15 protein-coding genes are annotated in these 26,150 nt (G+C 72.7%); 11 read left to right on the plus strand and 4 right to left on the minus strand.

Translation table 11 applies throughout. From position 1 onward, the window contains the following. Window positions 1-85: 85 nt before the first annotated feature. From VGB24_RS05205 to VGB24_RS05245, 9 genes are all read left to right on the plus strand, one after another. The gene (locus tag VGB24_RS05205) at window positions 86-5,818 is read left to right on the plus strand and encodes an MG2 domain-containing protein (RefSeq protein ID WP_331071902.1); all 5,733 of its coding nucleotides are present in this window, start codon (window positions 86-88) and stop codon (window positions 5,816-5,818) included. Continuing rightward, window positions 5,815-8,052, plus strand: a complete 2,238-nt coding sequence (gene pbpC / locus VGB24_RS05210) for a penicillin-binding protein 1C (protein WP_331071903.1) — start codon at window positions 5,815-5,817, stop codon at window positions 8,050-8,052. The genes VGB24_RS05205 and pbpC overlap by 4 nt, the downstream gene beginning before the upstream one ends. Before the next feature lie 291 nt (window positions 8,053-8,343). Then, window positions 8,344-9,804, plus strand: a complete 1,461-nt coding sequence (locus VGB24_RS05215) for a S8 family peptidase (protein ID WP_331071904.1) — start codon at window positions 8,344-8,346, stop codon at window positions 9,802-9,804. 418 nt (window positions 9,805-10,222) lie between these two features. Further along, window positions 10,223-12,274 carry a hypothetical protein gene (locus VGB24_RS05220; protein ID WP_331071905.1) on the plus strand — a complete coding sequence of 684 codons (2,052 nt, stop codon included), beginning with the start codon at window positions 10,223-10,225 and terminating at the stop codon, window positions 12,272-12,274. A 286-nt stretch (window positions 12,275-12,560) separates the two neighbouring features. Further along, a complete protein-coding gene (locus tag VGB24_RS05225) occupies window positions 12,561-13,043 on the plus strand; it encodes a DinB family protein (protein ID WP_331071906.1) in 483 nt (160 codons plus the stop codon). A 232-nt stretch (window positions 13,044-13,275) separates the two neighbouring features. Continuing rightward, window positions 13,276-13,617 carry a hypothetical protein gene (locus VGB24_RS05230; RefSeq protein WP_331071907.1) on the plus strand — a complete coding sequence of 114 codons (342 nt, stop codon included), beginning with the start codon at window positions 13,276-13,278 and terminating at the stop codon, window positions 13,615-13,617. Further along, window positions 13,614-14,132 carry a type II toxin-antitoxin system YhaV family toxin gene (locus tag VGB24_RS05235; RefSeq protein WP_331071908.1) on the plus strand — a complete coding sequence of 173 codons (519 nt, stop codon included), beginning with the start codon at window positions 13,614-13,616 and terminating at the stop codon, window positions 14,130-14,132. Before VGB24_RS05230 ends, VGB24_RS05235 begins: the two co-directional genes overlap by 4 nt. Before the next feature lie 346 nt (window positions 14,133-14,478). Beyond that, window positions 14,479-15,666 carry a peptidoglycan recognition family protein gene (locus VGB24_RS05240; protein WP_331071909.1) on the plus strand — a complete coding sequence of 396 codons (1,188 nt, stop codon included), beginning with the start codon at window positions 14,479-14,481 and terminating at the stop codon, window positions 15,664-15,666. Between the two features lie 138 nt (window positions 15,667-15,804). Next, window positions 15,805-16,953: a hypothetical protein gene (locus tag VGB24_RS05245; protein WP_331071910.1), complete on the plus strand. Its 1,149-nt coding sequence runs from the start codon at window positions 15,805-15,807 to the stop codon at window positions 16,951-16,953. A gap of 5 nt (window positions 16,954-16,958) precedes the next feature. Here VGB24_RS05245 and VGB24_RS05250 read toward each other — a convergent pair whose 3' ends face one another. Genes VGB24_RS05250 through VGB24_RS05265 form a run of 4 tightly spaced genes read right to left on the minus strand, consistent with a single transcriptional unit; the run spans window position 16,959 to window position 23,005 of the window. Continuing rightward, the gene (locus VGB24_RS05250; RefSeq protein ID WP_331071911.1) at window positions 16,959-19,049 is read right to left on the minus strand and encodes an adenylate/guanylate cyclase domain-containing protein; all 2,091 of its coding nucleotides are present in this window, start codon (window positions 19,047-19,049) and stop codon (window positions 16,959-16,961) included. Between the two features lie 43 nt (window positions 19,050-19,092). Next, window positions 19,093-21,189, minus strand: a complete 2,097-nt coding sequence (locus VGB24_RS05255) for a hypothetical protein (protein WP_331071912.1) — start codon at window positions 21,187-21,189, stop codon at window positions 19,093-19,095. Further along, window positions 21,186-21,932: a FecR family protein gene (locus VGB24_RS05260; RefSeq protein ID WP_331071913.1), complete on the minus strand. Its 747-nt coding sequence runs from the start codon at window positions 21,930-21,932 to the stop codon at window positions 21,186-21,188. The genes VGB24_RS05255 and VGB24_RS05260 overlap by 4 nt, the downstream gene beginning before the upstream one ends. Before the next feature lie 8 nt (window positions 21,933-21,940). Continuing rightward, window positions 21,941-23,005 carry a hypothetical protein gene (locus VGB24_RS05265; RefSeq protein ID WP_331071914.1) on the minus strand — a complete coding sequence of 355 codons (1,065 nt, stop codon included), beginning with the start codon at window positions 23,003-23,005 and terminating at the stop codon, window positions 21,941-21,943. A 261-nt stretch (window positions 23,006-23,266) separates the two neighbouring features. Between VGB24_RS05265 and VGB24_RS05270 the strand changes: the two genes are divergently transcribed. Together VGB24_RS05270 and VGB24_RS05275 are read left to right on the plus strand one after the other, a co-directional pair. Continuing rightward, a complete protein-coding gene (locus tag VGB24_RS05270; RefSeq protein WP_331071915.1) occupies window positions 23,267-24,130 on the plus strand; it encodes an MBL fold metallo-hydrolase in 864 nt (287 codons plus the stop codon). Further along, on the plus strand, window positions 24,127-26,091 hold the full coding sequence (locus VGB24_RS05275) for an HD domain-containing phosphohydrolase (RefSeq protein ID WP_331071916.1): 1,965 nt from the start codon (window positions 24,127-24,129) through the stop codon (window positions 26,089-26,091). Before VGB24_RS05270 ends, VGB24_RS05275 begins: the two co-directional genes overlap by 4 nt. Window positions 26,092-26,150 lie beyond the last annotated feature (59 nt).

Below are 26,150 nucleotides of genomic sequence, written 5' to 3' on the forward strand. Positions count from 1 at the left end.
CGCCGCCTCCTGTTTCCGCGGGAACCGTCGCGCACTATCTTCTACTTACCCGTCGTCGGTCCCACTTCCCGCCTCTCCTCTCCCCATGCGCCGCGTATCTGCCCTCCTGGCCGCGCTCGTCGGCTTTGCCGGCGTGTTCGTGCTCCGCGCCGAGTCCGCAGACCAGACCGGCCCCGTGCTGGGCGTGCTGCGCACGGCGCCGGACTCCGCCGCACAGCCCGGCGACGTGGTCACCATCACCTTCGACCGGCCCGTCGCGGGCGGGCTGGAGGAGATGGTCAGCGCCGAATCGCTCTTCCGCATCGAGCCGGCCGTTCCAGGCAAGGCCGAGTGGCGCGACCCGGTGACGCTGCGCTTTACCCCCGCCGCGCCGCTGCGCCCCGGCGCCACGTACACCGTCACCATCGCCAACGACTTCGCGGCCATGGACGGCGCGCGCCTGCCGCGCCCCCACCGCTTTTCCTTTCGCGTGCGGGGGCAGGCGGTCCTCACCGGCTACCCCGTGGGCCCGCATACGGCGCCGCAGTTCCTGGAGCGGGAGCCCCGCTTCTTCGTGCTGGTGAGCAGCGCCGTGGAGCCCGGCGTGCTGGCCGCCGCCGGCCACGTGGCGATGGCCACGCCGTGCGGCGGCGTGTCGCGCGTGGCCCTGCGCGGCGTGGGCGCGCGGCCCATCGGCGAGCAGGACCCGGAGTGGCTGCGGTACTTCGGCGCCACGGGCAGCCCCGCCACCGACGACCTGCGACGCGTGGTGGAGCTTGCCCCCGCGCAGCCCCTTCCGCCCGGGTGCTCGGCGTCGCTGGTGCTTCCGGCGGGAATGGACGAGCTCGGGGGCGACGACCTGCGCTGGCCCTTCGCCACCTACGGGCCCCTCCGCGTGGTAGAGGGCGGCTGCCCCGAACACGACTGCCACTACGGTCCCGCCGTCATCGAGTTCTCCACCCCCGTACGCGGCGCCGACGTGCTGCGCCACGTGCGCCTGGACCGCGACCGGCCGTTCACCGTAAGCGACACCACCGCCGAACAGGCCAGCTGGGTGCTGGAGGGACGGCTGCAGCCCCGCCGCAACTACACCATCACCGTCGACCCGGCGCTCACCGACATCTTCGGACAGCGGCTGGGCACGCCGGCGCGCATCGCCTTCGCCACCCCCGCGGTGCCCCCCTCCGTCGTGCATCCGCACGGCAAGCTGGTCATCGAGCGCGAGGGCTTCCGCACGCTGGCCGTGCAGCACGTGAACGTCGACACGCTGGAGGTCACCGTCGTTCCCGTTCCCGACTCGCTGGAGGGACGCCTGCTGAGCCGCGGCTGGGGCGGGTGGAACGAGGTGTGGTCCCAGCTGCGGCCCCGCGCGGCGCGCCGCCGCATTCCCGTGCGCAACGAGCGCGACCGCAGCTCCGTCACCGGGGTGGCGCTGGCCGCCCCCGACGCGCGGCGGGGCCCCGGCGGCACGCTGATGCTGGTGGAGGTGGGCGGCGCGGGGGTGGATACCGCGGGCGGCGGGCACCCGCTGGCGCTGGTGCAGGTGACGGACCTGGCGGTGCACGCCCGCGTGGGCGTGGACCAGGCGGTGGTGTGGGTGACCGGGGTGGGCGACGGCAACGCGCGGGGCGGGGTGGAGGTGGCCTTTCACGACGGCTCCGGCGCCGTGCGCGCCACGGGCCGCACCGACGAGCGGGGGGTGGCCACGCTCACCGGCTTCCGTCCCGTTCCGCCGCCGCGCGACACCGCCTGCACGGGCGGCGAGGAGTGCCGCTGGGTGCCGCCGATCGAGGGCTACGTCGCCGCGCGGCTGGGGGCCGACCGCGCCCTGGTGGGGATCAGCGAGTACGATCCGGACCTTTCGCCCTACCGCTTTGGCCTGTACGGCGCCTGGGGAGAGGAGCGTGCCCCCGCGGCCGGCGCCGTCTTCACCGAGCGCGGCATCTACCGCCCCGGCGAGCCCGTGTACGCCAAGGCCATCATCCGCCACGGGCCGCTGGGCTCGCTCGCCCCGCCCGCGCCGGGCGACTCCATCCGCTGGCGCTTTACGGACCGCCAGGGCGAGCCTCTGCGCGAGCGGACGGTTCCCCTCAGCCGCTTCGGCACGGCGGACCACACCTTCCGCCTTCCCGCCGACGCCGCCCTGGGCGACTACGGCGTGCAGATCCTGCTGCACCGCGACCGCGAGTGGCGGCAGGTAGGCTTCGCCAGCTACCAGGTGGCCGAGTACCGTCCGCCGGAGTTCCTGGTGGAGGTGGCCACGACCCCCGAGCCGCGCTTCGCCGGGCAGCGCCTGCGCGCCACCGTGGGCGGGCGCTACCTGTTCGGCGCGCCCATGGGCCGGGCGCCGGTGCGCTGGTCTGCCCGGCAGGAGCCCGCCTCCCCGTGGGAGCTGGAGATTCCCGGCACCGAGGGGTGGTACCTGGGCGACGCGGGCGAGTGGTGGGAAGAGGAGCCGGAAGGCACCGTGGTGCTGGCCGGTGGCGTCGACACGCTGGATGCGCGCGGCTACCGCGAGCTCGACGTGGCGCTCCCCCCGCTGCCCGAGGGCCGCCCCGTGCGCGTGAGCGTCGTCGCCGAAGTGGCCGACGCCAACCGGCAGGTGGTCGCGGGGGTGGCCTCCGTCCTCGTCCATCCGGCGGAGTTCTACGTGGGCGCCCGCCCCGAGGGCGCGGGCTACTTCTGGTCGGCCGGCACCCCCGTTCGCGTGGGCGTCAACGCCGTCCGTCCCGACGGGCGCACCGTCGCCGGCGTCGCGGTCACGGGCGCGGTGGTGCGCCGCGAGTGGCACCGCGTGCGCCGCAGCCGGGGCGGGATGTACGACGAGGTGGGGGAGTGGGTGTCGGACACGGTGGGCACGTGCGTGGTGAGGACCCCGGGCACCTGCGCCTTCACCCCGCGCGCCGGCGGCACCTACACCGTCTCGCTCACCGCGACGGACGCGCAGGGACGGCAGGCGCGCACCACGTTCACCCGCTGGGCCGTGGGCGGCGACTGGGTGCCCTGGAACGACGAGGGCAAGTTCGCGATGGACGTGGTCGCCGACAAGGAGCGCTACTCGGTGGGCGACACGGCCACCATCCTGGTCGCCTCACCCTTCACCGAGGCGGAGGCGTGGGTGACGGTGGAGCGCGAGCGGGTGCTGGAGCAGCGCCGCATCCGCATCACCTCCGGTACGCACACGCTCAAGATTCCCATCACCGAGGGGTTCGCGCCCAACGCCTTCGTCTCGGTGATCGTGGTGCGCGGGCGCAGCGCGCCGCCGGGGACGGTGGACGATCCCGGGCGGCCGACGCTGCGCGTGGGCTACGCCGAGCTGCGGGTGACGCCCGAGGTCAAGCGGCTGGCGGTGGAGGTGACGCCGCTGCAGCCCGAGTACCGCCCGGGCGACAGCGCCCGCATCCGCGTCCGCGTGCGCGACGGCGCCGGGCGCGGGCAGGTGAGCGAGGTGACGCTGTGGGCGGTGGACGAGGGCGTGCTTTCCCTCACCGGCTACAAGACGCCGGACCCGCTGGAGCTGCTGTACCAGCCGCGCGGCGTGGGAATGCGGCTCGGCAGCAACCTGGTGGCGGTGGCGCCGCAGGTGCCCGAGGGGCAGAAGGGAACGCGCAACCCCGGCGGCTCCGGCGGGCAGGACCTCACCGGCATCCTGCGCTCCCGCTTTCGTCCCACCGCGTTCTTCGTGGGATCGGTGGTGACCGACGCCAACGGCGAGGCCGTGGTCGCCGGCGGGCTGCCGGACAACGTCACCACCTTCCGGGTGATGGCCGTGGCCGTCACCGCGGGCGACCGCTACGGGGCGGGGCAGTCGCCGCTGCTGGCGACGCGCCCGCTGATCGCCCGTCCCGCGCTGCCGCGCTTCCTGCGCGAGGGCGACGACTTCACCGCCGGCGTGGTGGTGAACCACCGCTTCGGCCGGTCCGTGAACGCGCGGGTGACCGTGCAGGCCACCGGCGTGACGATGTCGGGCGTGGCCCAGCGCGACGTGACGCTGGTGGCCGGGCGGGGCGCGGAGGCGCGCTTCGGGTTCCAGGCACCCGTGGTGGGGGACAGCGCCACCTTCCGCTTCGGGGTGACCGGGGGCCGGGAGGCCGATGCGGTGCAGGTGCGCATTCCCATCCTCCCCGCCAACCGCCCCGTCGTGCAGACGGCGTCGGGGGTGCTGCGCGACACGGCCACGGTGGAGTTCATCCTCGCCGCCGAGGCCGATCCCGCCCGCTCGCGGGTGGAGCTGGGCTTCGGCACCTCGCCGCTGTCGCTGGTGCGGGCGTACGGGCGGCGGCTGGACCTGTATCCGTACGAGTGCACCGAGCAGCTTTCCAGCGGCGTGCTTCCGCTGATCGGCCTGTACCGCGCGCGCGCCGAGCTGGGCGACGGCGCCGTGCCGGCGGACGCGCACCGGCGGATCGCGGCGGTGGTGGCGATTCTCGGACGACGGCAGCGGGCGGACGGCGGCATCGGGCTGTGGGACGCGCGGGGATGGACGTCGCCCTGGCTGACCGCGTACGCGGGGCGGGTGATGCTGGAGGCGCGCGGGGCCGGCGTGGAGGTGAGCGATTCCGTGATCGCGCGGATGGGCCGCTACCTGGAGGCGAGCCTTCGCGAGCCGGAGATGCTGCGCGCCGTGCTGGACCCCGGGCAGCAGGGGCTGGACTGGGTGCTGGGCGAGCGGCTGGCCGCGGCGGACTTCCTCAGCCGCCTGGGCCAGCCGAACGTGGCCGCCGAAAACCAGCTGCTGGGGCAGGCCGCGCGCCTGCCGTGGGAAGACCGCCTGGGGCTGGCGGAGATGCTGATGCGGCGCGGGGCCACGGTGCCCGCCCGGCAGCTGGTGACGGCGGCGTGGGACGGCGTGCAGATCCGCGGCACGCGCGCCGTGCTGCCGGCCTCGGCGTACCGCCGCGACTTCTACTTCGCCAGCCGCGTGCGCCCCGCCGCCCGGCTGCTGACGGCCACGCTGGCCGTGCAGCCGGAGCACCCGGGGATCGGCGCGCTGGTGGAGACGGTGGTGCAGGAGGGCCGCGCCGACGCGCGCGAGCCGTGGAACACGCAGGACTACGGCGCCGCCGTCCTGGCGCTGCTCCGCTTCCAGGAAACGCAGCGTGGCGCGCCGGAGCGCACGGTTCGCCTGCGCGTGGGCGAGCGGACGCTGGTGGAAACCCGCGCGCGCCACGGCGAGCGCGGCGACACGGTGCCGGACCTGGCCGGGCTGCTCACGACGCTGCCGGACGGACGCCGGTCGCTGCGCCTGTCGCTGGACGCGCCCGGCGGCGGTCCGCCGGTCTACTATCACGTTTCCGTGCGCGAGGTGGTGTCGCGCCCCGCGGCCACGCCGCTGGACCGGGGCATCGCCGTGGAGCGCTGGTACGAGACGCTGGACACCCGCCGCGCAATCACCACCGTGGTGGAGGGCCAGGTGGTGCGCGTGCGGCTGCGGCTGACCGTTCCGGACGACCGGCAGATGGTGATCCTGGACGATCCGCTCCCCGCCGGCCTGGAGGCGGTGGACCTGAGCCTGCGCACCGTCAGCCCGTTTGCGATCGATGCCTTTGGCGAGGACGGCGGCGAGGAGGAGGACGAAGGCCTGCAGTCGGCGTGGTCGTACGGCAGCTGGGACGCGGGGCTGTGGTCGGCGTTCGACCACCGGGAAATCCGCGACGACCGCGTGCTCTTCTTCGCGCGCCGGCTGTGGAAGGGATCGTACTCGGCCACGTACCTGGCGCGCGCGACCACGGCCGGACGCTTCACCATGGCCCCGGCGCACGCGGAAGAGATGTACAACCCCGGCGTGCACGGCCGCAGCGGCGGCGGCGCGTTCGTCATCACCCCCGCCGCCCCGTGACGCGGCGCGCGCGGTGGATGGCGGGTGCCGCGGCGGCGCTCGCCGCGGTGCTGGCGGTGGCGGGGTGGATCGCGCGCCCGCTGCCGGCGGAGTTCGCGCGCCCGGCCCCGGTGCCCGCGCTGGCCATCCAGGACCGCGGGGGGATGCTGCTGCGGGCCACCCGCTCGGCGGACGGCAGCCGCGGGGGATGGACGGGGATGGGCGAGGTGGATCCCCGGCTGGTGCAGGCCTTCCTGGCGGCGGAGGACCACCGCTTCTTCGCGCACCCCGGCGTGGACGCGCGGGCGGTGGGCCGCGCGATGCGCGACAACCTCCGCGGGCGGCGGCGCGCGGGGGCGTCGACGCTGACCATGCAGACCGTGCGGCTGCTGCGTCCGCTCCCCCGCAGCTGGGGGGGCAAGGCGCGGCAGGCGGCATGGGCGCTGCGGCTGGACGCGCACCTGGAAAAGCGCGCCATCCTGGAGCAGTACCTGAACCGCGTTCCCCTGGGGCAGGCGGCCGTGGGCGTTTCCGCCGCGTCGTCGCTGTACTTCGGTGCCTCCGCCCGCGAGCTGAGCCTGGGGCAGGCGGCGCTCCTGGCCGGCATCGCCCGCGCCCCCTCACGTGACAACCCGCTGGTCTCGCCCGAGCGGGCGCGGGGGCGGCGCAACGTGGTGCTGCAGCGGATGCGTGCGCTGGGCTACGCCACGGGGGACGAGGTGGCCCGGGCGCGGGAAGAGCCCGTGCTCCCCGTGGGCCGGGCGGCGCCGTTCCTGGCGCCGCACTTCACCACCCGCGTGCTGCAGATGGCGGAAGCGGAGGGCCGGCCGCTGGACGGCGCCTGGCGCACGTCGCTCGACGCGGAGCTGCAGGCGCTGCTGGAGGCGGAGGTGCGCCACAGCGTCCGCGCGCTGGCGGACCGGGGCGCGCGGCAGGCGGCGGCGGTGGTGCTGCACAACGAGACGGGCGAGGTGCTGGCCTGGGTGGGCTCGCCCGACTTCTGGGAGGCGGGGGCGGGGCAGGTGGACATGGTGGTCTCGCCGCGCCAGCCCGGCTCGGCGCTCAAGCCGTTCCTGTACGCGCTCGCCTTCGACCGCGGGCACACGGCGGCGACCGTGCTGCCGGACGTGCCGCGCAGCTATTCGACCAGCCTGGGGCCGTACAAGCCGCAGAACTACGACCGCCGCTTTCGCGGGCCGGTGCGCATGCGCGAGGCGCTGGCCAGCTCGTACAACGTGCCCGCGGTGGAATTGGCGGACCGGCTGGGGGTGGACCCCGTGCTGCGGACCCTTCACCGCGCCGGCTTCGCGTCCCTCTCCCGCGGTGCCTCGCACTACGGGCTGGGATTGGCGCTGGGCAACGGCGACGTGACGCTGCTGGAGCTGGCCAACGGCTACCGCGCCCTGGCCCGCGGCGGCGAGTGGACCCCCTGGCGTTGGCGCCCCGCCGCCCCGGGCGAGCCCGGGGGCGTGCGCGAGCGGGTGGTGTCGGCGCGGGCGGCGGCGCTGGTGCTGGACGTGCTTTCCGACGCCGAGGCGCGCACGCCGGGCTTCGGCGTGGAGACGCCCTTCGACTTTCCCTTTCCCGCGGCGGCCAAGACGGGCACCAGCCGGCACTTCACCGACAACTGGGCCGTGGGGGTCACGCAGGGGTTCACGGTGGCCGTGTGGGTGGGCAACTTCAGCGGCCGGCCGATGGAGGGCGTCAGCGGGGTCACCGGCGCCGGGCCGCTGCTGTACCGCGCCGTCCTGGCCACCGCCAGCCGCTACGCGCCGGGCGCGCTCGCCACGCCGGAAGAGGCGGGGCTGGTGCCGGTGCGCGTCTGCCGCCTTTCGGGGCTGCGCGCCACCCCCGGCTGCGTCTCCAAGGTGGAGTGGTTCATCCCCGGCACCGAGCCCGCGCGCGCCGACGACTGGGAGCGGGGCGGCCGCGTGGCCCTGCCGGCCGAGTACGCTGAGTGGGCGGCGGGTGAGCAGGGGCGGCTGGGGGTGATGGCGTCGCTGGCGGGTGACGAGCCGTTCCGCATCCTGGCCCCGCGCGACGGCGACCGCTACGCGGTGCCCGTGGGCGTCGATGCGCGCTACGCCACCGTCGCGCTGCACGCGGCAGGCGGGGGAGGGCCCGTGCGCTGGTTCGTGGACGGCCGCGAGCTGCCGCGCGAGCGCTGGCGCCTGGTGCCCGGCCCGCACACCATCCGCGCCATCGCCCCCTCCGGCGACTGGGACGAGGTGCGCGTGATGGTGGAGGGGAGCTAGCCCGGGTCGATGAAGTGCACGACCGACGTGCCCGGGCCGAGACCATCCGGTCCGGGCAAGCCTCGCGGGATGGGTAAATCTCCTTATCCGACTTGTTTTAGTGCATCCGAACGTGCTGATGCACAATTCTGGTTCGCCATCTACCGCGTAAACTTATTATAACTGGATATCTGCCAATAGGTTAGAGAAAAACGGATTGCGGTACTCAGCTTGCCTCTCCGGTGGGGCACATCCCGAACAGGCCTCGAGCTGTAGCGCTCCGGCCATCCGTCCCCATCTCCAGGAGATTGCATGTTCGTTCGTCCCGTAGTCCTGTCCGCAGGAATCGCCCTTGCCGTCGCCGCCTGTTCCGGCGATGCACGCGCACCGCTCTCGCCGGAAGCCGCGCCGCTGGCTTCGGCCAACGTGCAGGCCGGCAACATCCAGGACCAGTACATCGTGGTGTTCAAGGCCGGCGCTTCCGCGAATGCCGCCGCGGCCGCCGTGGGCGCCAGGCCGCTGCACGTGTACCGCGCCGCGCTCAACGGCTTTGCGGCCAAGCTGAACGCGGCCCAGCTGGCGGCGCTGCGCAACAACCCGCAGGTAGACTACATCGCGCCGGACCAGGTGGTCACGGCCAGCGGCACCCAGTCATATCCCACGTGGGGGCTGGACCGCATCGACCAGCGCTACCGCCCGCTGGACTACTCGTACACCTACAACCGCACGGGCGCCGGGGTGAAGGTGTACGTCCTCGACACCGGCATCCGCTACTCGCACACCGAGTTCGGGGGGCGCGCCGTGGCCGGCTACGACGTGTTCGGCGGCAACGGCAGCGACTGCAACGGGCACGGAACGCACGTGGCCGGCACCGTCGGCGGCGCCACGTACGGCGTGGCCAAGGGCGCCACCCTGGTTTCCGTGCGCGTGCTGGACTGCTACGGCAACGGCAGCACCAGCGGCGTGATCGCGGGCGTGGACTGGGTGACGTACAACCGCGTCGGGCTGTCCGTGGCCAACATGAGCCTGGGCGGCGCGGCCAACTACGCGCTCGACAACGCCGTGCAGAACTCCATCAACTCCGGCGTGACCTACGTGATCGCCGCGGGCAACAACAACGCGAACGCGTGCAACTACTCGCCGGCCCGCGTGACGGACGCGCTGATCGTCGGCAACACCAACTCCAGCGACACCCGTAACTCCACCTCGAACTACGGCCTGTGCCTGGACCTGTTCGCGCCGGGTACCGGCATCACCTCGGCCTGGTACGGCAGCGACACGGGCACCACCAGCATGACCGGCACCTCCATGGCGGCCCCGCACGTGGCGGGCATCGCGGCCATGTACCTGGAGTACAACCCGGGCGCGCTCCCGGTGGACGTTCAGTACGCCATCGACCAGAACGGCACGTGGGACGTGGTGAGCAACAAGGGCAACAACTCGCCCAACCGCATCGTGTACTCGGGCTTCATCCCGGCGGCCTCGACCGGCGGCGGCGGCGGCACGCCTTCCACCCTCTCCGTCGCGGTGTACTGCGACGATGCCAGCGGGTACTGTGACGCCACGGCGTCGGGCGGCAGCGGGGCGGGGTACAGCTTCGTCTGGACCAAGGCGTCGGAGCAGTACGACGCCGACGGGTACAGCTACGCCTATCCGCTCTGCGGAACCACCAGCCGGGTGCTTGTGTCCGCCACCGTCACCGACAGCAACGGCGCCACGGCCACGGGCTCGGCGAGCTACTACTGTGGCGGGGGCGGCGGCATCGAGCCCTGAGCCTTCGCATCTGCCGGTCAGGACAGGCCCCGCCGCGCTCGTGCGCGGCGGGGCCTTTTTTGGCGGTTCGCACCTGGTCCCGGCGAAGCCCAGGCGTCCGGTGCCGGCGCGCGGGCGCGAACTTCCGGCCGCGTGTCCTTCCAATCCACCGTGGGCCAACTCCGGCCGTCCTGGTCCCCTTCCAACCGAAAGGCTGAACATGCGAGTGAAAATGGTGCTGGCATTGGCAGTCGTCGCGTTCCATTGCGGCTCGTGGCGATACGCCGCCGCGCAGGGGCCGGGAGCGAGCCCCGGCCCGACGACACCGGTCCTGGCCGAGACCGCGCGGGGCCCCCTTCCAGCCGCGCCCGCGCCCCCGACCCCGTGGGACATCTTCCTCGCTTGCCGTGCCGAGCCCCTTCCGGCTTCGGTAAAGACGTTGTGCGAGCTTCGCCTGCCGGTGATCGGGCGCGACTTCACGCGAACGGAACTCAACGAATGGGCAGCAGCCGTCGCGAGCGCGCCCCCGGTCGGCGCGATCGATGCCGCGCGCACCCAAGCCGAACAGAGTCTCGTCGAGACAGCGAAGAACGTCAGCCGCGCCATCGCCGGAAACCACGAGTTCTCGTTCGCCGAAGGCGCCGACACGTTGGGGACGGAGTTGCAGCAGCACATGCGGCGCCATGCGGCCGCGGCGGCGGCGGCCTTTGCCGCGGACTCGCAGCCGATCGAGGTGCTGGGCTTTGCGGACTATGCCCAGGACACGCCCGACCCGAACAACCGGGCCCTCGCCGAGCGGCGGGCCCACCACGTGGCCGCGTTCTTCCGGGGCGCGGGCATTCCGAGCGACAGCATTCGCGTGAAGGCGGTGCTGGTCAGGAACCCTTCCGGCAGCGACGCGGTGGGCCAGCCGTACCGGAAGGTCGCCATCGGGGGCACGCTGTCGACGCTGGCGCCCAGTCCGGCCCCCGGCGACGGGATTTCGGGGCTCTCACCGGCCGAGCTGATGGCCGGCGCATCCGACTTCCTGATCGAGCGGGCGAAGGAAGAGCTGCAGACGTACATCATGCGTGTCGGCGTAGATCGCATCTGTGCGGGGGCGGGGACCACCTGGAAGACGATGCTTCCCGCCACCTGCGCGCTCCTGCCGGTAAGCGGCGATACCTCCCGCTACATCCCAGGACCGACGACGCTTCAGGAGGCGCTGCGGACGGACCTCCGCCAGATGCCGTACAGCATCGCGGAGGAAACGCTGGGTTCCCTGGCCGCAAGCGTGGGGGGCACCTCTGGTTCCAGGATCACCGCGGCGCTGGTGCTCGTCCGCTACCTGCGCTCCGTCGCGGAGGGCGCGGAGCCGCTGGCCACGCTGGCAACGTGGCAGACCGCCCGTTTCAGGTTCGGCGCCCACGACCTGTCCATCCCCGAAACCATTCAGAAGGTGGGAACCGTGGCCGACCTGGCCCGTAGCGCCAGGGCGGACCTCGGCGCGCAGGTCTCAGGAGCGGCGCTCGGAGACTCGGTAGCCCTGTACGTGCTGAGGGCGCTGGTCGTTCGTGGCGGCCCCGAGTTCTCGGGAAGTGTGTGGAGCGGGTGGGCGTCAGGCGCAAACGTCCCGCGGATCAACTCGGCGCTGCACGCGGTGCGCACCGCCCAGTACGTGGCGAAGGAGGTGGAGGAGGGGTGGACCGCGCTGCGGAACACGGCGGACGATTCGGCCGCCGCCGACGCGCGGGCCGCGGTGGTCGCGGAGGTGGTTTCCGCCGCCACCAGCCTGTTCGCCGTGAATCTCGGCAGCGGAACGCACGGGTCGGCGGTGCTGGGGGACTCGCTCCTGGAACCGGCGCGCGACATGGTCCTCTCCCTCACCCGCGGGAACTCGCGTGCCGCGCTCACCAGCCTGGTGCGGCTGGTGCAGGTCGGCGCCGACAACCGATCGGCCCGGCTTTCCAGCGACTACACGCGCCTCCTGGGATTCGTGAACGACGCGTCCCAGGCACGCACCGTCGACGAGTTCAGCGGCGCCCTGGAAAGCCTGGTGGGAGTGCAGGGCGGCTATCTGAGCAAACGCGAGAGCCGGACCCGCCGGTACGCCCGCCTGAACGCGTACGTCGGCGGAAACGTGGGGGTGGAAGGCGCGGAGAGCGACGGTGCCGGGCTCGCGCTGGGGCTCTCCGTTCCCGTTGGTGTCGAATTTGGAAGGTCTACCTCTGTCCGGTCCTCGAATGGGGTGTTCCTGCAGTTCATCGACCTGGGGGCCGTCGCATCCACACGCTTGGGGGGGAACGGGGAGGTGGAGAGTCTTCCCGAGTTCAGCCCCGGATCCGTGATCGGCCCGGGAATCTTCTGGACGCACGGGCTGAAAGACTCTCCGCTGGCGGCGGCGCTCGGGATCGCGTACTTCCCACAGGGGCGCGAGCGCGAAGACGGCGAACGCATCGGGGCGGTACGCACGACGTTGATGTTGGCCATCGACATTCCCCTGTTCCCCTGACATACCGGATGCCAGAAGCGAACGCCGTCGCTCGGAAGAGCGGCGGCGTTCTTATGTCGGCCTCCACGGTTGCACGCCGCAGTTCAGCCTCACTCTGCTCGCCGCGCCGCCTGTTCTGAGCAGGTTGCTTCCGACGAAACTCTGGGTGCGTCGCGGGTGCGCACGAGCCGGTCCAAGCGCACGTGCTTGCGAGCGTCACGCCGCTGAAGTAGACTGTGTGCGCGGACCGCACAAACGCCGAAGATAGAAGCTGTCCCTCATCCACTCCACTGCCAGAGGCCACTACATGTCCACCGCTCCCGAAACCGCCGCCGTCATCTCGCCCGAAGCGCTGCTGGAGCACTGGCAGGGGCACCGCCGCCTGACGCGCCGGGTGATCGACGCCTTTCCCGAGGACCAGCTCTTCACCTTCACGCTTGGCGGGATGCGGTCCTTCGGCACGATGGCGCTGGAGATGCTCACCATGGCGGCGCCCATGGTGCGCGGCGTGGTGACCGAGGAGTGGACGACGTCCTGGGGCCGGGATGCCATCCCAAAGGCCGAGATTCTGCGGGGGTGGGACGAGGCGACGGAGGAGATGAACGCGCTCTGGGCGCAGATCCCGCTGGAGCGGTTCCAGGAGACCACCACGGCCTTCGGGATGTACCCGGGCAAGGTGCACGACCTTCTCCTGTACGTGATCGACAACGAGGTGCACCACCGTGGGCAGGGCTACGTCTACCTGCGCGCCCTGGGCATCGAGCCGCCGCCGTTCTACGAGCGCACCTGATAGACTAACAACCGGAAGCGGCGCCACGGCCACGGGCTCTTGGAGCGAGAACTCAATATCAGTCTTTGCGGCTCCGGATCAGGAGTGGCCCGCTGCGCTCGTGCGCGGCGTACCTTCTCGCCGCCACCCGGGATGTACGCATCGAGACCATCGCGCGCAGACCCGAATCGTCTTGCCTGGAAATTGGTGTGTACGTATATTTTCACGTACACCTCATAGGGAGGATATCCTGATGCCCTACACCGTACGCCCAACCACCACGGGGAACCAAGACGCTCTGGCGTTCCCGAAGGATTTCAGCCGGGAGTATCCGGACGTGTTCCGGGGTCGATGCGACGTGCACCCGCTTTCCGCCGACACCTTTCTGCTCACGACTCAGGTGGCGGCGGAGCCCGGGGCCGACGAGGACGACCCGGTCTTCGGGGCATTCCTCGGCTTTCTGGAGCAGCAGATGCAGGCACGGCCGGACCTGATCACGCCCCTGACGCAGGCAGACGTGGCAGGGCTCGATGATCTCTTGCGGGATGTGCCCAGCGGGGACGAGGTGGACTGGGAGGCATTCCGCCTCCCGTGACCAGCGAACGGAATGCCTCCTCGGCGGGGCAGAACGACCGGGCCATGGAGCCGGTTGAACGCAACGGCTGGCGCATCTATGTGTGGAGCGAATTCCGGAGTACGTGGACCACGCTTCGGCAGGAAGTCGAGGAACTGGCGCGGAAGAGCCCTGACACATACCGTCAGCATCCAAAGACCATCTTCCTCCGAGACGTGAGAGACCTCATCCTCTCGCAGGTGCCGGCCGATCCCGGGGCAGACCGGTATCAGCATGGATCGAAGCTCGGGGCCAAGTACCGCCACTGGCGGCGAGCAAAGTTCCGGGGCCGCTTCCGCTTGTTTTTTCGATACAGCAGCGCGCACAAGACGATCATCTACGTGTGGCTCAACGACAAGGACTCGTTGCGCAAAGAGGGAAGCCGTTCGGACCCGTACTTCGTTTTCCGCTCCATGCTGGAGCGGCACCGCCCTCCGACGGATTGGAACGCACTGCTTGCCGAGTGCATCGCCTTGCCGGCCGCAGAGGCTGGCTGATACGGCCATCGCGACGAGCGGACGGCGCCGAGAAAGATTGCTCCGTGCCGCTCGGCTTCTGGAACTGTTCCGCGGCTTACCGTTCGACGCCCGCTCCCCGATTCTTCGCTACCCGCCAAACCCGCCCCGCCGCGTGCGGGGACGCACCAGAACGGTGCGGCCCGAATCGCTCCGATTGGTTCACCACGTTCGCTTGCCAATGATGGGGAATCCGGTGCATCCGGATCAGCCGCAACGGCTTGCGCGGATGGGCCCTACGCCAGTCAGGACCTGATCGGGACGCGGATCGCTCCTTGCCGTACGGACGGGTTCCAGCCGTACACACCCAACACCCGGAGAATCCCTGATGCGGACAATTTACACGTCGGCCCTCTTGGCCGGCGCGGCGCTGCTTCTTGCCGCCTGCGCCGACAACCCCGCCTCCGGACGGGATGCGGCGGATCCGGAGATCGCGGTGCCCTCGCAGGCGCGCCTGGACAAGGTGTTCGCCGAGGCAGGGGCCGAGTTCAACGTCCCCGCGTCGCTGCTCAAGGCCATCGGCTACCACGCCACCGAGCTGCAGATGATCCGCAGCGAAGAGGAGTTCCCGGGCCAGGGACGCGCGTACGGCGTGATGGCGCTTCGCGGGGCGCAGCTCGCGCGCGGCGCGTCGCTGGCGGGCGTGTCCGTGGTGGCCGCGCAGAGCGACGTGCGCGCCAACGTGCGGGCGGCCGCCGCGCTCCTGGGGGCGCAGGCCGGCGAGCTGAGCATCGATCGTGACGACGTGAGCGCCTGGGCGCCGGCGGTGGCCCGCTACAGCGGCATCGCCAGCGCCGAGATCCGCGCCATGTACGTGCAGAACGGCGTGTACGGCGTTCTTCGCAACGGCGCGGTGGCGCGCGACGAGCGCGGGGCGGTGACGGCCACCATCCCGCAGGAGATGGTGAAGGTGGACGTGCAGGCGGCGGCGGCGGTGGAGTGCGCGCCGGACTTCTGCGTTTCGGGCGCCCTGTGGCGGGCCAACCCCAACTACAACGCCCGCCCCGCCGTGCCCACCAACACGTCGCATCCGTACAAGCAGCAGATGATCATCCTGCACACCTGCGAGGGCGACTACTGGAACGGGTGCCTGCAGACGCTGCTGGACCGCGGGCTGAGCGCGCACTACGTGGTCAGCCGCCCGGTGGACATGGCCGACGGCTCCATCCAGATTTCGCAGCTGGTGCGCGAGTCCAACCGCGCCTGGCACATCGGCGCGTACTACGACGCCACGCGCAACGGCAGCACGCACACCTACCTCAACGGCGTGCAGTCCAACGACTTCACCGTGGGCATCGAGCACGCCGGGTACGCGTCGCAGACCACCTGGAGCGACACGCAGCTCAACTTCTCGGCGCGGCTCAGCTGCGACATCACCAGGGCGTACGCCATCCCGCGCGACCGCTACCACCTGAAGGGCCATGGCGAGCTGCAGAGCGGCAAGAGCGATCCCGGCTCGGCTTTCTGGACCTATGGCGTAGATTACGTCGTCCGGGTGCAGAACTACTGCGCGTAACCGCCACGCGGGTCGTCCCGCGGGGGGACGGCCGGCACGGACGGCAGGGTTCAGGCGCAGGGACATGGAGAACCGGTCTCCGGGTCCCTGCGCCTCATCCGTGAGGCTCGATTCTCGTTTGCGCACCAGACACTCGTGATGATGAACCACCGTTCGCGCTTCCGTGCCCCGCGCACCGCACTGTGCCTGGCGGCCTGGACCTTGGCGGCCTGCGGGGGCGAGCCGCGGCGCCCCGATGGAGTTCGCGCGGCGGCGGACACGCTCTCGCTCGCGGAGCGGCGTCGGATCCCCGGGACGATCGCGTACGTGGCCGAGCGGGACGGCAACAAGGAGGTGTACGTGGTGCGCGCGTCCGGCGAAGGCGAGCGGCGGCTTACCCGCACCCTGCTGGACAGCTACATCACGAGCATCGCCCCCGACGGGTCGGGGGTGCTGGGCATCGAGGTAGAGGAGGCGGGGGGAAACCGGTTCGAGCAGCTCGTCTTTCATCCCGTGCCCCGCGGAACGGCGCGGCCCGTGGGCGGGCGGCACCCGTACTCGCGCAGCGCCGCGTGGAGCGCGGACGGGGAGTGGATCGTCTTCGAGTCGGCGCAGGCCAGCTTTCGCGACCTGTACCGCATTCGCCTGGATGGAACGGGGGAGCAGCGGCTGACCGACAACCGCGAGGGCAACTTCGAGCCCGTGATTTCGCCGGATGGCGCGTGGGTGGCGTTCGGCAGCAGCCGCGACCAGAACGCGGAGATCTACCGGATGCGCCTGGACGGCTCCGAGGAAACGCGGCTGACCACCGTTCCCCGGCACGACGACTTCTTTCCCCAGTGGTCGCCGGATGGCGCCTACCTGGCCTTCGCCAGCACCCGCGACGGCGACGAGCGCATCTTCGTCATGCAGTCCGATGGCCAGGCGCAGCGGCGGCTCACCCGGCCAGACACCCTCTCCGACATCGCCGAGCAGCAGCCCGCCTGGTCGCCCGACGGGCGGAGGATCGCCTACATCGTGCGGCAGCGCGGCCGGGGATCACGCGTGAGGATCACCGAGGTGGCGTCGGGCGCCACGCTCGAGGTTCCAGGCGGAACCGAGGGGGGCGAAAGCGAGCCGCAGTGGTCGGCGGACGGGCGGTACCTGGCGTTTGCCTCCAGCCGCGACGGCGACCACGAGATCTACCTGGCGCGCGCGGACGGCTCGCGCGCCACGCGGCTGACGCACGCGCCGGCGGACGACTGGCACCCCCGCTGGATCCCCGCGCGAGCGCCCGCGGCCGACAGCATGCGGACGTCCGCGCCGTAGCGGCGCTACTTGGACACCAGCTGGTGGGCGCCGTCCCACTCGGCGGGGGGAGGCGCGGCGGCGTGGCCATGGCAGCGCTCCAGGTACACCGCCGCGGGCCCATCTTCCGGAAAGCGGTCCACGAGCGCCTGGAACGCATCCAGCGCCTCGCCGAAGCGGCGCTCGCAGTAGAGCGTCCGGGCGTGCGCGAATCCGTCCAGCAGCGCCGCCGTGTCCGCATCCACTCCGTCTTCCCGCGTGGCGACCAGTTCGTGGACCCCCACCAGCCCCTCACGCCCCACCACCCGCACGCAGTCGATCTCCCGCCCCACGAAGTGCGCCTGCACCTGGGCCCAGGTGAACTCCGAGACGACGATCTCGGTGCCGTAGTCCTTGTTCAGCCCCTCCAGGCGCGACGCCAGGTTCACGTGGTCGCCCATGCAGGTGTAGTCCATCATGCGGTGGCTGCCCAGGTTGCCCACCAGCACCGCCCCGGTGTTGATGCCGGTGCGGGCGTGCAGGGCGGGGAGCCCGCGGCCGCGCCAGTCCGCGCGCAGGCGCCGCAGCTCGTCGCGCATGCGCAGGGCGGCGCGGCAGGCGTGCACGGGGTGGCCATCCAGCGGCACCGGCACGCCGAACTCCGCCATCAGGCAGTCACCGATGTACTTGTCGACGATGCCGCCGTGCCGCACCACCACGTCGGTCATGGCAGTCAGGTACTCGTTCAGCAGCGCCACCAGCTCGGCCGGGGCCAGCCGCTCCGCGATGGCGCTGAAGCCGCGCACGTCGCTGAACAGCACCGTGGCAACGCGCTCCTCGCCGCCCAGCGCCAGCAGCTCCGGGCGGCGGATGAGCTCGCGCACCACGGCGGGGGGCACGTACTGCTGGAACATGCCCCGGATACGCGCGCGCTCCCGCGCCTCGTCGGCCCACAGCACCGCCGCGGAGCCGCCGGACGCCAGCCCCACCGCCAGCAGGGGCGCCACCGTCCACAGCCAGGCGCCCCCCGTGAACAGCAGCCCCGCCGCCGTGGGCGCAAGCACCGCCAGCGCGCCCGCCGCCGCCACGCCGCGCCAGCCGCGCAGCCGCGACAGCGCCAGGACCGCCGCCGCCGCCAGGAGCACCGCCCAGGCGTACTGCGCGGGCCGCGGCACGGGTTTCACGTGGCGCCCCGCCAGCAGCGCGGCGGCGGCCTGTGCGTGGATCTCCACGCCGGGCATCCCCACGGCCCCGGCCGCCCCGTCCGCGTCGCGCACGGAGGTGGGATGAAGGTCCTGGTGCTCGGGCACGGTGGTGCCGACAAGGACGATGCGGCCACGGAATACGCCGTCCCGCGCCAGGTCCTCGAACGAGTCCAGGTCCCACTCGCCCAGGTCGGTGACCGCGTCGTCCACCACCGTCGCGTACGAGTAGGTGGAGACGGAGCCGGCGGGGCCCGCCCAGTCCACCAGCATCGCCCCGCCCGGGCCCGCGGGCACGGCGCGGCCGCCCAGGCGCCACCCGTCCGCCGCCTGGCGCAGCGAGTCGGCGGGTAGGCGCAGGAACCGGAGCACCGCCTGCGCCCCCAACTGGGGAACGGCGCGATCGGGGTAGGTGTGGAGCAGCGGGTACTCGCGCACGACGCCATCTACCGCGTCGGGCTGCACGTCGACGATCCCCATCGGGGCGCCGCGCAGCACCCCGGCGGGCTCCTCCAGCCGGAACCCGCGCGCGCCGCGGCGCAGGACGACATCCGTCTTGGCGCCGAGCACCGCGATGCCGGTCTCGTCGATCGCGGCGCGGAAAGCCGTGTCGGCCCGCGGAAAGGCGTCGGCGAACGTGAGGTCGAAGGCCACCACGCGGGCGCCGGCCCGGTGCAGGTTGCGGAGAAGGCGCGCGTGCCACTCGCGCCCCCAGGGATACCGGCCCAGCGACGCCTCGGAATCGGTGTCGATGGCCACGATCACCACGTCCGCGGGGCGGGGGAGGGTGCCGCGCATGGTGAACCAGCCGTCGTACACGCGCCGCTCCAGCGCGCGCCCCACCCGCGCCTCGGCGACGGCCAGCGCCAGCAACGGCGCCAGCAGCGCGACGGCCGCGAGCAGCAACGTGCGGCGCTGGGGGTGATTCAGCTTCATTCCCTGACCCGAGGAAAAACGAGGCCTTCCGTTGCGGAGCCGGTCAGAACGCGCGGCTCAGGCGAATGCGCATCACCAGCTCGCGGGTGTCCAGGCCGGGGATTCGCCGGTCGGTGTAGTCCACCACGCCCGCCGTAAAGGAGAGCAGCGCATCCGGGCGCCACGCGAACTCGCCGCCGCCCAGCGCCTCCGCGCGGGTGTAGCGCGGGCCGGCCACCCCGGCGGATTCGGGGCTGCGCGCGGCGGTGAGCCCGCCGTCGAACCGCGCCGCCCAGCGCTCCGTCAATTGCCGCCGCCCGTACGCCGTCAGCCGGTCGAACGTAGTGCTGCCGTCGGGCAGGCCGGGGAACTCGGCGCGGTTCTGCCCGGCCATCAGCGAAAAGCTGGTGCCGCGCGACTCCGTTTCTCCCTGCACGCCGGCCAGCACGTACAGGTCGCGCGTGGCGGAGAGCGGATTGGCGGGATCGCTCCGCTCCACCCACGTTCCGTTGAGGCTCACCCGCGTACGGAACGCCGCCAGCAGCCCCACGGGCACCAGCACCCCGCCCGACGCGGCCAGGGTGGATTCGTCCAGCGCGCCGGGGGTGCCCGCCGCCAGGCCGTTGGCGCGGGTGGCCAGGCGCAGCGAGCCCGTGAGCAGCAGGTCGCGCGGTGCCTGCCAGGTGACCGAGGCGAACCCGCCCTGGCCGCGCCGGGTAGCCGGGGCGGAGCCGTCCAGGTTGTCGCGGTCCTGCTCGTAGCCGGCCGTCACGAAGAGCGCGTCCAGAAGGGAGAACGAGTCGCGCACCCGCAGCCCCTGCCAGTCGCGCTGCAGGCCGGGGTGGCCCATCGTCTGGTAGTCCATCCCCACCGACCGCCACTCCGCCGAGAACAGGTGCCCGCCCGCGCGCACGCTGGCCCGGGCCTGGTGCGCCGTGCTGGTGAGCTCGCGCGGGTCCAGCGGCAGCAGCGACGCGTTCAGGATGAAGAAGCGGTCCCAGCTGGCGGGGTCCAGCCCCGGCGGATCCGCACCCGCGGCCACGAAGATGGAATCCAGCTCCCGCTGCGTCCGCGGCCGGAAGCTGATGTCGCGGGCCAGCAGCGAGGCCGCGTTCTCGTACTGCAGGACGATGCGGTCGCGCGCCAGGCGCAGCGACACGTCCAGCCCCGCCACCAGGTTGTCCCGCGGGGCGGGGATGGCGGAAAAGGTGCCCGAGTCCGCGGCGGCGGAAGCGGTTCGCAGGGCGGGGATGGAGCCCACGTCGTCGCGGGCGTGCATCACCGTCAACCCCATTCGAAAACCGCCCAGCCGCAGCGACGGGCGCACGGCCAGCAGGTCCTGCTCGTAGGTGCCGCGCCGCTCGATGCGCGCCGGGTTCAACGGGTCCAGCGCGCCCGGGATGGCCCGCACGGTCTGCCCCGCGACGACGCTCAGCCCCGCGAAGCCGGCGCGCAGGTCCAGCTGCCCCCCGCGCACCCGGCGCCCGGACAGGATCACGTCGTGAAGCACGGGGTTCACGTCGCCCACGGCCAGCGACAACCCGGGGATGTGCAGGTCCGCGCGGAGGCGGTTCACCGGCTGGCGGGTGGCGGTCTCGTACCCGCTCAGGTGTCCGCGCACGCTGTAGCGCCACCCCGGCCGCAGCTGCCCGCCCGCGTTCACCCACATCCGCGGGGCGAAGTCGTCCTCCCGGCGAAAGGCGCCGCCTGGGCCGCTGACGGAGTTGCCGCCCCCCTCCATCACCACGCTGCCGTGCGGCCGGGCGGGCGAGGGCCGGGGGCGCTGCACGCCGGTGGGCCCCGCCAGCCGCGGTCCCGGAGCCACGGTGAAGGTCCACTCCACCGGCGCGCCCCCGCCGCGCGCGGCGACGACCACGCGATGCGGCCCGGGGGCCAGCGGCTCCCGCGGACGCCAGGTGACCACGCCGCCCGAGCGCTCCACCTCGGCGCTCACGTCCCGCGATCCCAACCGCACGGTGACGGCCAGCGAGTCCGCCGTCCGCGGCAGCGACACGGCCACCAGCACCTGGTCCGCCGGGACGCGCTCCCCCGGCTCGGGCGAAAGGATCAACGCGCCGGGCGCCGGCCGCTCCTGCGCGGCGGCCCGTCCAGGGAGCGCCGCCGCGGCCAGGGCGGCGGCGAGCAGAAGTCGCATTCTCATGGCGTCCCCTGTACGCGCCCGCGGAGCGCCTCGGCGGGCACCTGCATCATCAGCGTGCGCACGCGCCCGTCGGCGTGCTGGAGCTGCACCTCCACCCACGTCGCCCTCCCGCCATCCGCGGCATCCTCGCCCCCCACCTCCTCCGCGCGGCGCAGCTCCTCGCGCGTCGCCCGCCTGGCCTCCGGCGCATCCGACTGCGATCCCGCCGACGCCATCTGCCCCGCGCCCACGTCCGTCCGCCCCGCCTCGTTGAAGAACTCCACCACGCCTTCCAGCGTGATGACGACCGTCCCCCCCGCGGAGTCGATGCGCACCAGGAACTCCGTCCCCTTCACCGCGGCCACGCCGGCCGGGGTCTGGATGCGGAACTCGGAGCCGTTGCGGCGGTTGACGCGCGCCCACACCTCGCCGAACTCCAGCTGGAGGGTGCGCACCACCGCGCCGCGCTCGTCCCCCGTGGTCAGGCGCACCTGCGAGCCCGGGTTGATCCGCAGGATGGAGCCGTCGTCCGTGAACCGCAGCGCCGCGCGGGTGTTCGCGGACGTGGCGACCACGTCGCGGTTGCGCAGGCGGTCGCCCAGCTGCGCCCGGCGCTCCCCGCCCGCCGCGGGATTGATCACCATCTGCCCTTCCTGCAGCAGCCGGTACACCAGCGCCACCTCCGCCTGCTGGGCCAGGGCACGCCCGGGCACCGCGCCGACGGCGAGGATCGCCGCCGCGGCGGCCAAAATGGATCTGCGCATGGCGGCCCTCACTGGACGCGGACGGAAAGGAGGGGGACGTCCCCCGCGGCGATGGCGGCCAGCAGCGCCTGCAACTCCGGCAGCGGAATCGTGCGGCCGTCCTGCAGCCGCGCGCTCACCGGAACGAAGCCGTCCAGCTGGGGAGAAAACCCGAGGGCCCGCAGCAGGATGGCGAACGAGGGATCGCCGGCGTCCGCCGCGGCTCCCCCGCCGCCGACGCGGAACCAGTAGATGGGGCTCTCGATGGGCTCGTCGCCCCCCGACGTGGCCACCTCCCGCGTCACCTGCCAGGCGTAGGTGCCCCCCGGCTCCAGCCGTACGGCCTGCACCGAGGCGGGATACAGCGCCGAGGTGGCCGAAGTGGACGTTTCCCACACGGGGAAGCCGCCCTGGATGGCCTCGACCGCCGATCCCTCGCCGTCCACCCGTGCCACGCGCAGCCGGTACCGGGCCCCGGGGGCGTCGCCGTCCGCGCTCCACAGGAAGCGCGGCGTGGGTCCGGGCACCATCGGCGGCGGGCCCGCGTCCGCCGGAATGCCGGGGGAGAGCAGGTCCACCCGCGCCGAGTAGCCCAGCGTGATCCGCAGCTCGTCGCTGTCCAGGACGGCGCCCTGCGTGGAGCGCACGGTGACCGTGAACAGGTACGTCCCCGCCGGCAGCCGGCCGCTTTGCAGCCCGGCCTCGTCCAGCAGGTTCTCGTTGACCGAAAAGTCGGTGAGGGCGAACTCGCCGCCGTCCGTCGCCAGGTCGCGCGTCGTCAGGTGCCGCACGGGAGCGCCGGGAACGAACGGGTCCGTCGTTCCGCGGAACAGCTCCAGCGGCGACGGGGATTCCCGCGCCACCACCACCTCCATCACCACGGGGCGCGACGCGTCCTGGCTGATGAGGGTGATGCCGAACAGGTCCGGCCGCACCCCGGGGCTGCCGGGGAGAAGGTCGGAGACGAAGATGGCCTCCACCGGCGCGAGGCGGCGGATGGACACCTGCACCTGTGCCGAGCCGGCCGCGGGGGCCAGGCCCGCCCAGCCGGTCGCGAGCACCAGCGCGGCAAGGGCGCGAACGAAGACACGCATGAATGGCGACGGAGCGAGAGGAAGGTCCAGCGAAGGGAGGAACGAGCGGCGGGCCGTGCTGCTTCGACGGCGCGTTGCAGCGATAGGATAGTCGGCACCCCGCCCGGAGCCAAGGCTTTTCTTCCGAGCGTCGAACGGTCTCGTCCCCGTTCCGCTCTCTCGCGAAGCCTCCATCGTTGCACCCGGCCCAGCGCGCGCCTACCTTGCGCGGCGGATGCGGTCCACCCCATCTCGCCCTCCACGCCCACTTCCCCGCTCCCCATGAGCCCTCCGCCCGGCCTGACCGCCACCTGCTGGGGCACCCGCGGCTCCATTCCCGCGCCGGGGCCGGACACCGTGCGCTACGGCGGCAACACCCCCTGCCTGGAAGTGCAGGCGGAAGGCCGCCGCTACATCTTCGACGCGGGAACGGGAATCCGCGCGCTCAGCCGTGCGCTGCAGCCGGAGGAGCCGGTGGAGGCGGAGCTGTTCCTGACGCACTTCCACTGGGACCACGTGCAGGGCTTTCCCTTCTGCGGCCAGCTCTACCACGCCGACAGCCGCATCCGCGTCCACGGTCCCCCGCAGGACGGTGCGGGCGTCGCCAGCGTGCTCGCCGGGATCATGGCGCCCGCGTACTTCCCCGTGCCGCTGGACGCGCTGGCCGCCGGGGTGGAGTTCGTGGACGTGGACACCGCCCCGTGGACGGATGGAGCGGTGGAGGTGGATGCGCTGCGGGTCTGGCATCCCGGGTTCACCTGCGGCTACCGTCTGCGGACCGGCGGCGCCTCGATGGCGTACGTTCCCGACAACGAGCTGCGCGAGGCCGGCGACGCGCAGTACCGGCGGATGGTGGAGTGGGCCGCGGGGGTGGACCTGCTGGTGCACGACGCCATGTGGCGCGACGACGAGTACGCGCGCTACCGCGGCTGGGGGCACGGCAGCGTGGGCGATGCGGTGCGGCTGGCGGAGGACGCCGGCGCGCGGCGGCTCCTGCTCTTCCATTACGCGCCCGAGCGGAGTGACGACGAGCTGGACGACATCGTAGACGACGTGCGGCGCGGCCTGGCGGAGCGGGGGTCGGCGCTGCGCGTGGACCCGGGGTGCGAGGGCGTGGCCGTCCACCTGTGCCGGGGGGACGCATGAGCACCCTGCTTCCGGAGTCCGCCGCGGCCGGGCCGCTGCCGCCGCGCGTCGCCATGACGCCGCACCCCCTGCTCCTCCACTCCGCGGCGTGGACCCCGCCGGCCGCCCTCGCCGCCGCGCTGGAGACGCGGGCCATCGGCTCGATTATGAACGTCGAGGAGCCCGATGCGCCGACGGTGCTGGTGCTGGACCAGGCGCTCGCCGCGGGGGTGGACGACCTGGATGCGGCGCTGCGGGCGCTTCCGGACGCCGTGATCGTCGTTCCCGCGGACGAGGAGACGGATGCCGTCGCGCGCTGGAGCGAGCGCGTGCTGCTGACGCTCCCCGGGGGGGACGAGCCGGCGGCGCGGGCCATCCGCGGCGCCCTGCGCCTTTCCGCCGCGCGGCTGTCGCAGGCGCGGCTGGAGCGCGAGCTGGCCGGTGCGCGCAGCCAGCTGCGCGAGTTGGTCGGCGTGGGCATGGCGCTGATGACGGAGCGCGATCCGGACCGCCTGCTGAACACCATCCTCTCCAAGGCCCGCCAGCTCACCGCCAGCGACGCGGGGAGCCTGTACCTGGTGGAAGAGGAAGACGGCGAGCGCCGCCTGTGCTTCACGCTGGCGCAGAACGATTCCATCGACGCACCGTTCCGCGCCTTCACCCTGCCGCTGGACACCACCAGCGTGGCGGGGTACGCCGCCACCACGGGCGAGACGCTGCGCATCGCGGACTCCTACGACCTGCCGGATGACGCCCCGTATCGCCTGAACCGCAGCTTCGACGAGCGGTTCGGCTATCGCACCTGCTCCATGCTCGTCGTCCCGATGGTGGACCACCGCGGCGGCGTGGTGGGCGTGCTGCAGCTCATCAACCACAAGCGCGATCCCGCCGCGCGCATCGACGGCCCGGAGGCCGCGGCGCAGTGGGTGACGCCCTACCGGCCGCGGGAAATGGAGGTGTTGCAGGCGCTGGCGGGGCAGGCGGCCGTGTCCATCGAAAACTCCCGCCTCTACCGGCAGGTGGAGAACCTGTTCGAGAGCTTCGTGAAGGCCGCCGTCGTCGCGGTGGACCAGCGCGACCCCGCCACCTCCGGCCACAGCGTGCGCGTGGCCACGCTGACGTGCGACCTGGCCGTGGCGCTGGAGCGGGGCGGGCGCGGGCCGTACGCGGGAATGCGCTTCACCAGCGAGCAGATGCGCGAGCTGCGCTACGCCTCCCTCCTCCACGACTTCGGCAAGGTGGCGGTGCGCGAGGAGGTGCTGGTGAAGCCCAAGAAGCTGCCGCCGCTGCTGATGGAACGCGTGCAGGGCCGCTTCGCCTTCATCCGGCGCACGCTGGAGATGGAGCACTACCGCGCCCGCGCCGTGGCCGCCGAGCGGGGCGAGCGGCTGGCCGACGCGGCGATGGAGGCGCGGATGGCGGAGCTGGAGCGCGTGCGCACGCTCGTCCTTTCCGCCAACGAGCCGACGATCCTGCCGGAGAAGGCCGCGGCGGAGCTGGACGGGTTGTCGGCGCTCACCTTCGCCGGGCCGGAGGGCGTGCCGCTGCCGTACCTGACGGAAGAGGAGCTGGCGTACCTGCGCATTCCCAAGGGCTCGCTCACGGAGGAGGAGCGCAAGGAGATCGAGAGCCACGTGGAGCAGACGTACCGGTTCCTGGTGCAGATCCCGTGGACGGGCGACCTGGGCAACGTGGCCGCGATCGCCTACGGGCACCACGAAAAGCTGAACGGCAGGGGCTATCCGCGCGGCGTGTCGGCGGACGGCATTCCCCCGCAGACGCGGATGATGAGCGTCGCCGACATCTTCGACGCGCTCACGGCCAGCGACCGTCCCTACAAGCGCGCCGTGAGCGCCGAGAAAGCCATCGACATCCTGCACATGGAGGCGCGCGACGGCCTGCTGGACACCGCCCTGGTGGAGACGATGGTGGAAAGCGGCGTCTACCGCCGCATCCTGGAGGTGGACTGGCGGGCGCTGTAACGCGATATCCATCCCTCCGGTCCCGCCGCCCCGGGCCCCCGAGCACACCGCTCGCGGGG

Origin of the sequence: Longimicrobium sp. (assembly GCF_036399935.1) — a bacterium.
GTDB lineage: Bacteria > Gemmatimonadota > Gemmatimonadetes > Longimicrobiales > Longimicrobiaceae > Longimicrobium.

Excerpts from the sequence above, each read along its gene's own strand:
- VGB24_RS05205 (WP_331071902.1), top strand. The coding sequence starts at position 86 with ATGCGCCGCGTATCTGCCCTCCTGGCCGCGCTCGTCGGCTTTGCCGGC.
- VGB24_RS05215 (WP_331071904.1), top strand. The coding sequence starts at position 8,344 with ATGTTCGTTCGTCCCGTAGTCCTGTCCGCAGGAATCGCCCTTGCCGTC.
- VGB24_RS05225 (WP_331071906.1), top strand. The coding sequence starts at position 12,561 with ATGTCCACCGCTCCCGAAACCGCCGCCGTCATCTCGCCCGAAGCGCTG.
- VGB24_RS05230 (WP_331071907.1), top strand. The coding sequence starts at position 13,276 with ATGCCCTACACCGTACGCCCAACCACCACGGGGAACCAAGACGCTCTG.
- VGB24_RS05240 (WP_331071909.1), top strand. The coding sequence starts at position 14,479 with ATGCGGACAATTTACACGTCGGCCCTCTTGGCCGGCGCGGCGCTGCTT.
- VGB24_RS05245 (WP_331071910.1), top strand. The coding sequence starts at position 15,805 with ATGATGAACCACCGTTCGCGCTTCCGTGCCCCGCGCACCGCACTGTGC.
- VGB24_RS05250 (WP_331071911.1), bottom strand. The coding sequence starts at position 19,049 with ATGAAGCTGAATCACCCCCAGCGCCGCACGTTGCTGCTCGCGGCCGTC.
- VGB24_RS05255 (WP_331071912.1), bottom strand. The coding sequence starts at position 21,189 with ATGAGAATGCGACTTCTGCTCGCCGCCGCCCTGGCCGCGGCGGCGCTC.
- VGB24_RS05260 (WP_331071913.1), bottom strand. The coding sequence starts at position 21,932 with ATGCGCAGATCCATTTTGGCCGCCGCGGCGGCGATCCTCGCCGTCGGC.
- VGB24_RS05265 (WP_331071914.1), bottom strand. The coding sequence starts at position 23,005 with ATGCGTGTCTTCGTTCGCGCCCTTGCCGCGCTGGTGCTCGCGACCGGC.
- VGB24_RS05270 (WP_331071915.1), top strand. The coding sequence starts at position 23,267 with ATGAGCCCTCCGCCCGGCCTGACCGCCACCTGCTGGGGCACCCGCGGC.
- VGB24_RS05275 (WP_331071916.1), top strand. The coding sequence starts at position 24,127 with ATGAGCACCCTGCTTCCGGAGTCCGCCGCGGCCGGGCCGCTGCCGCCG.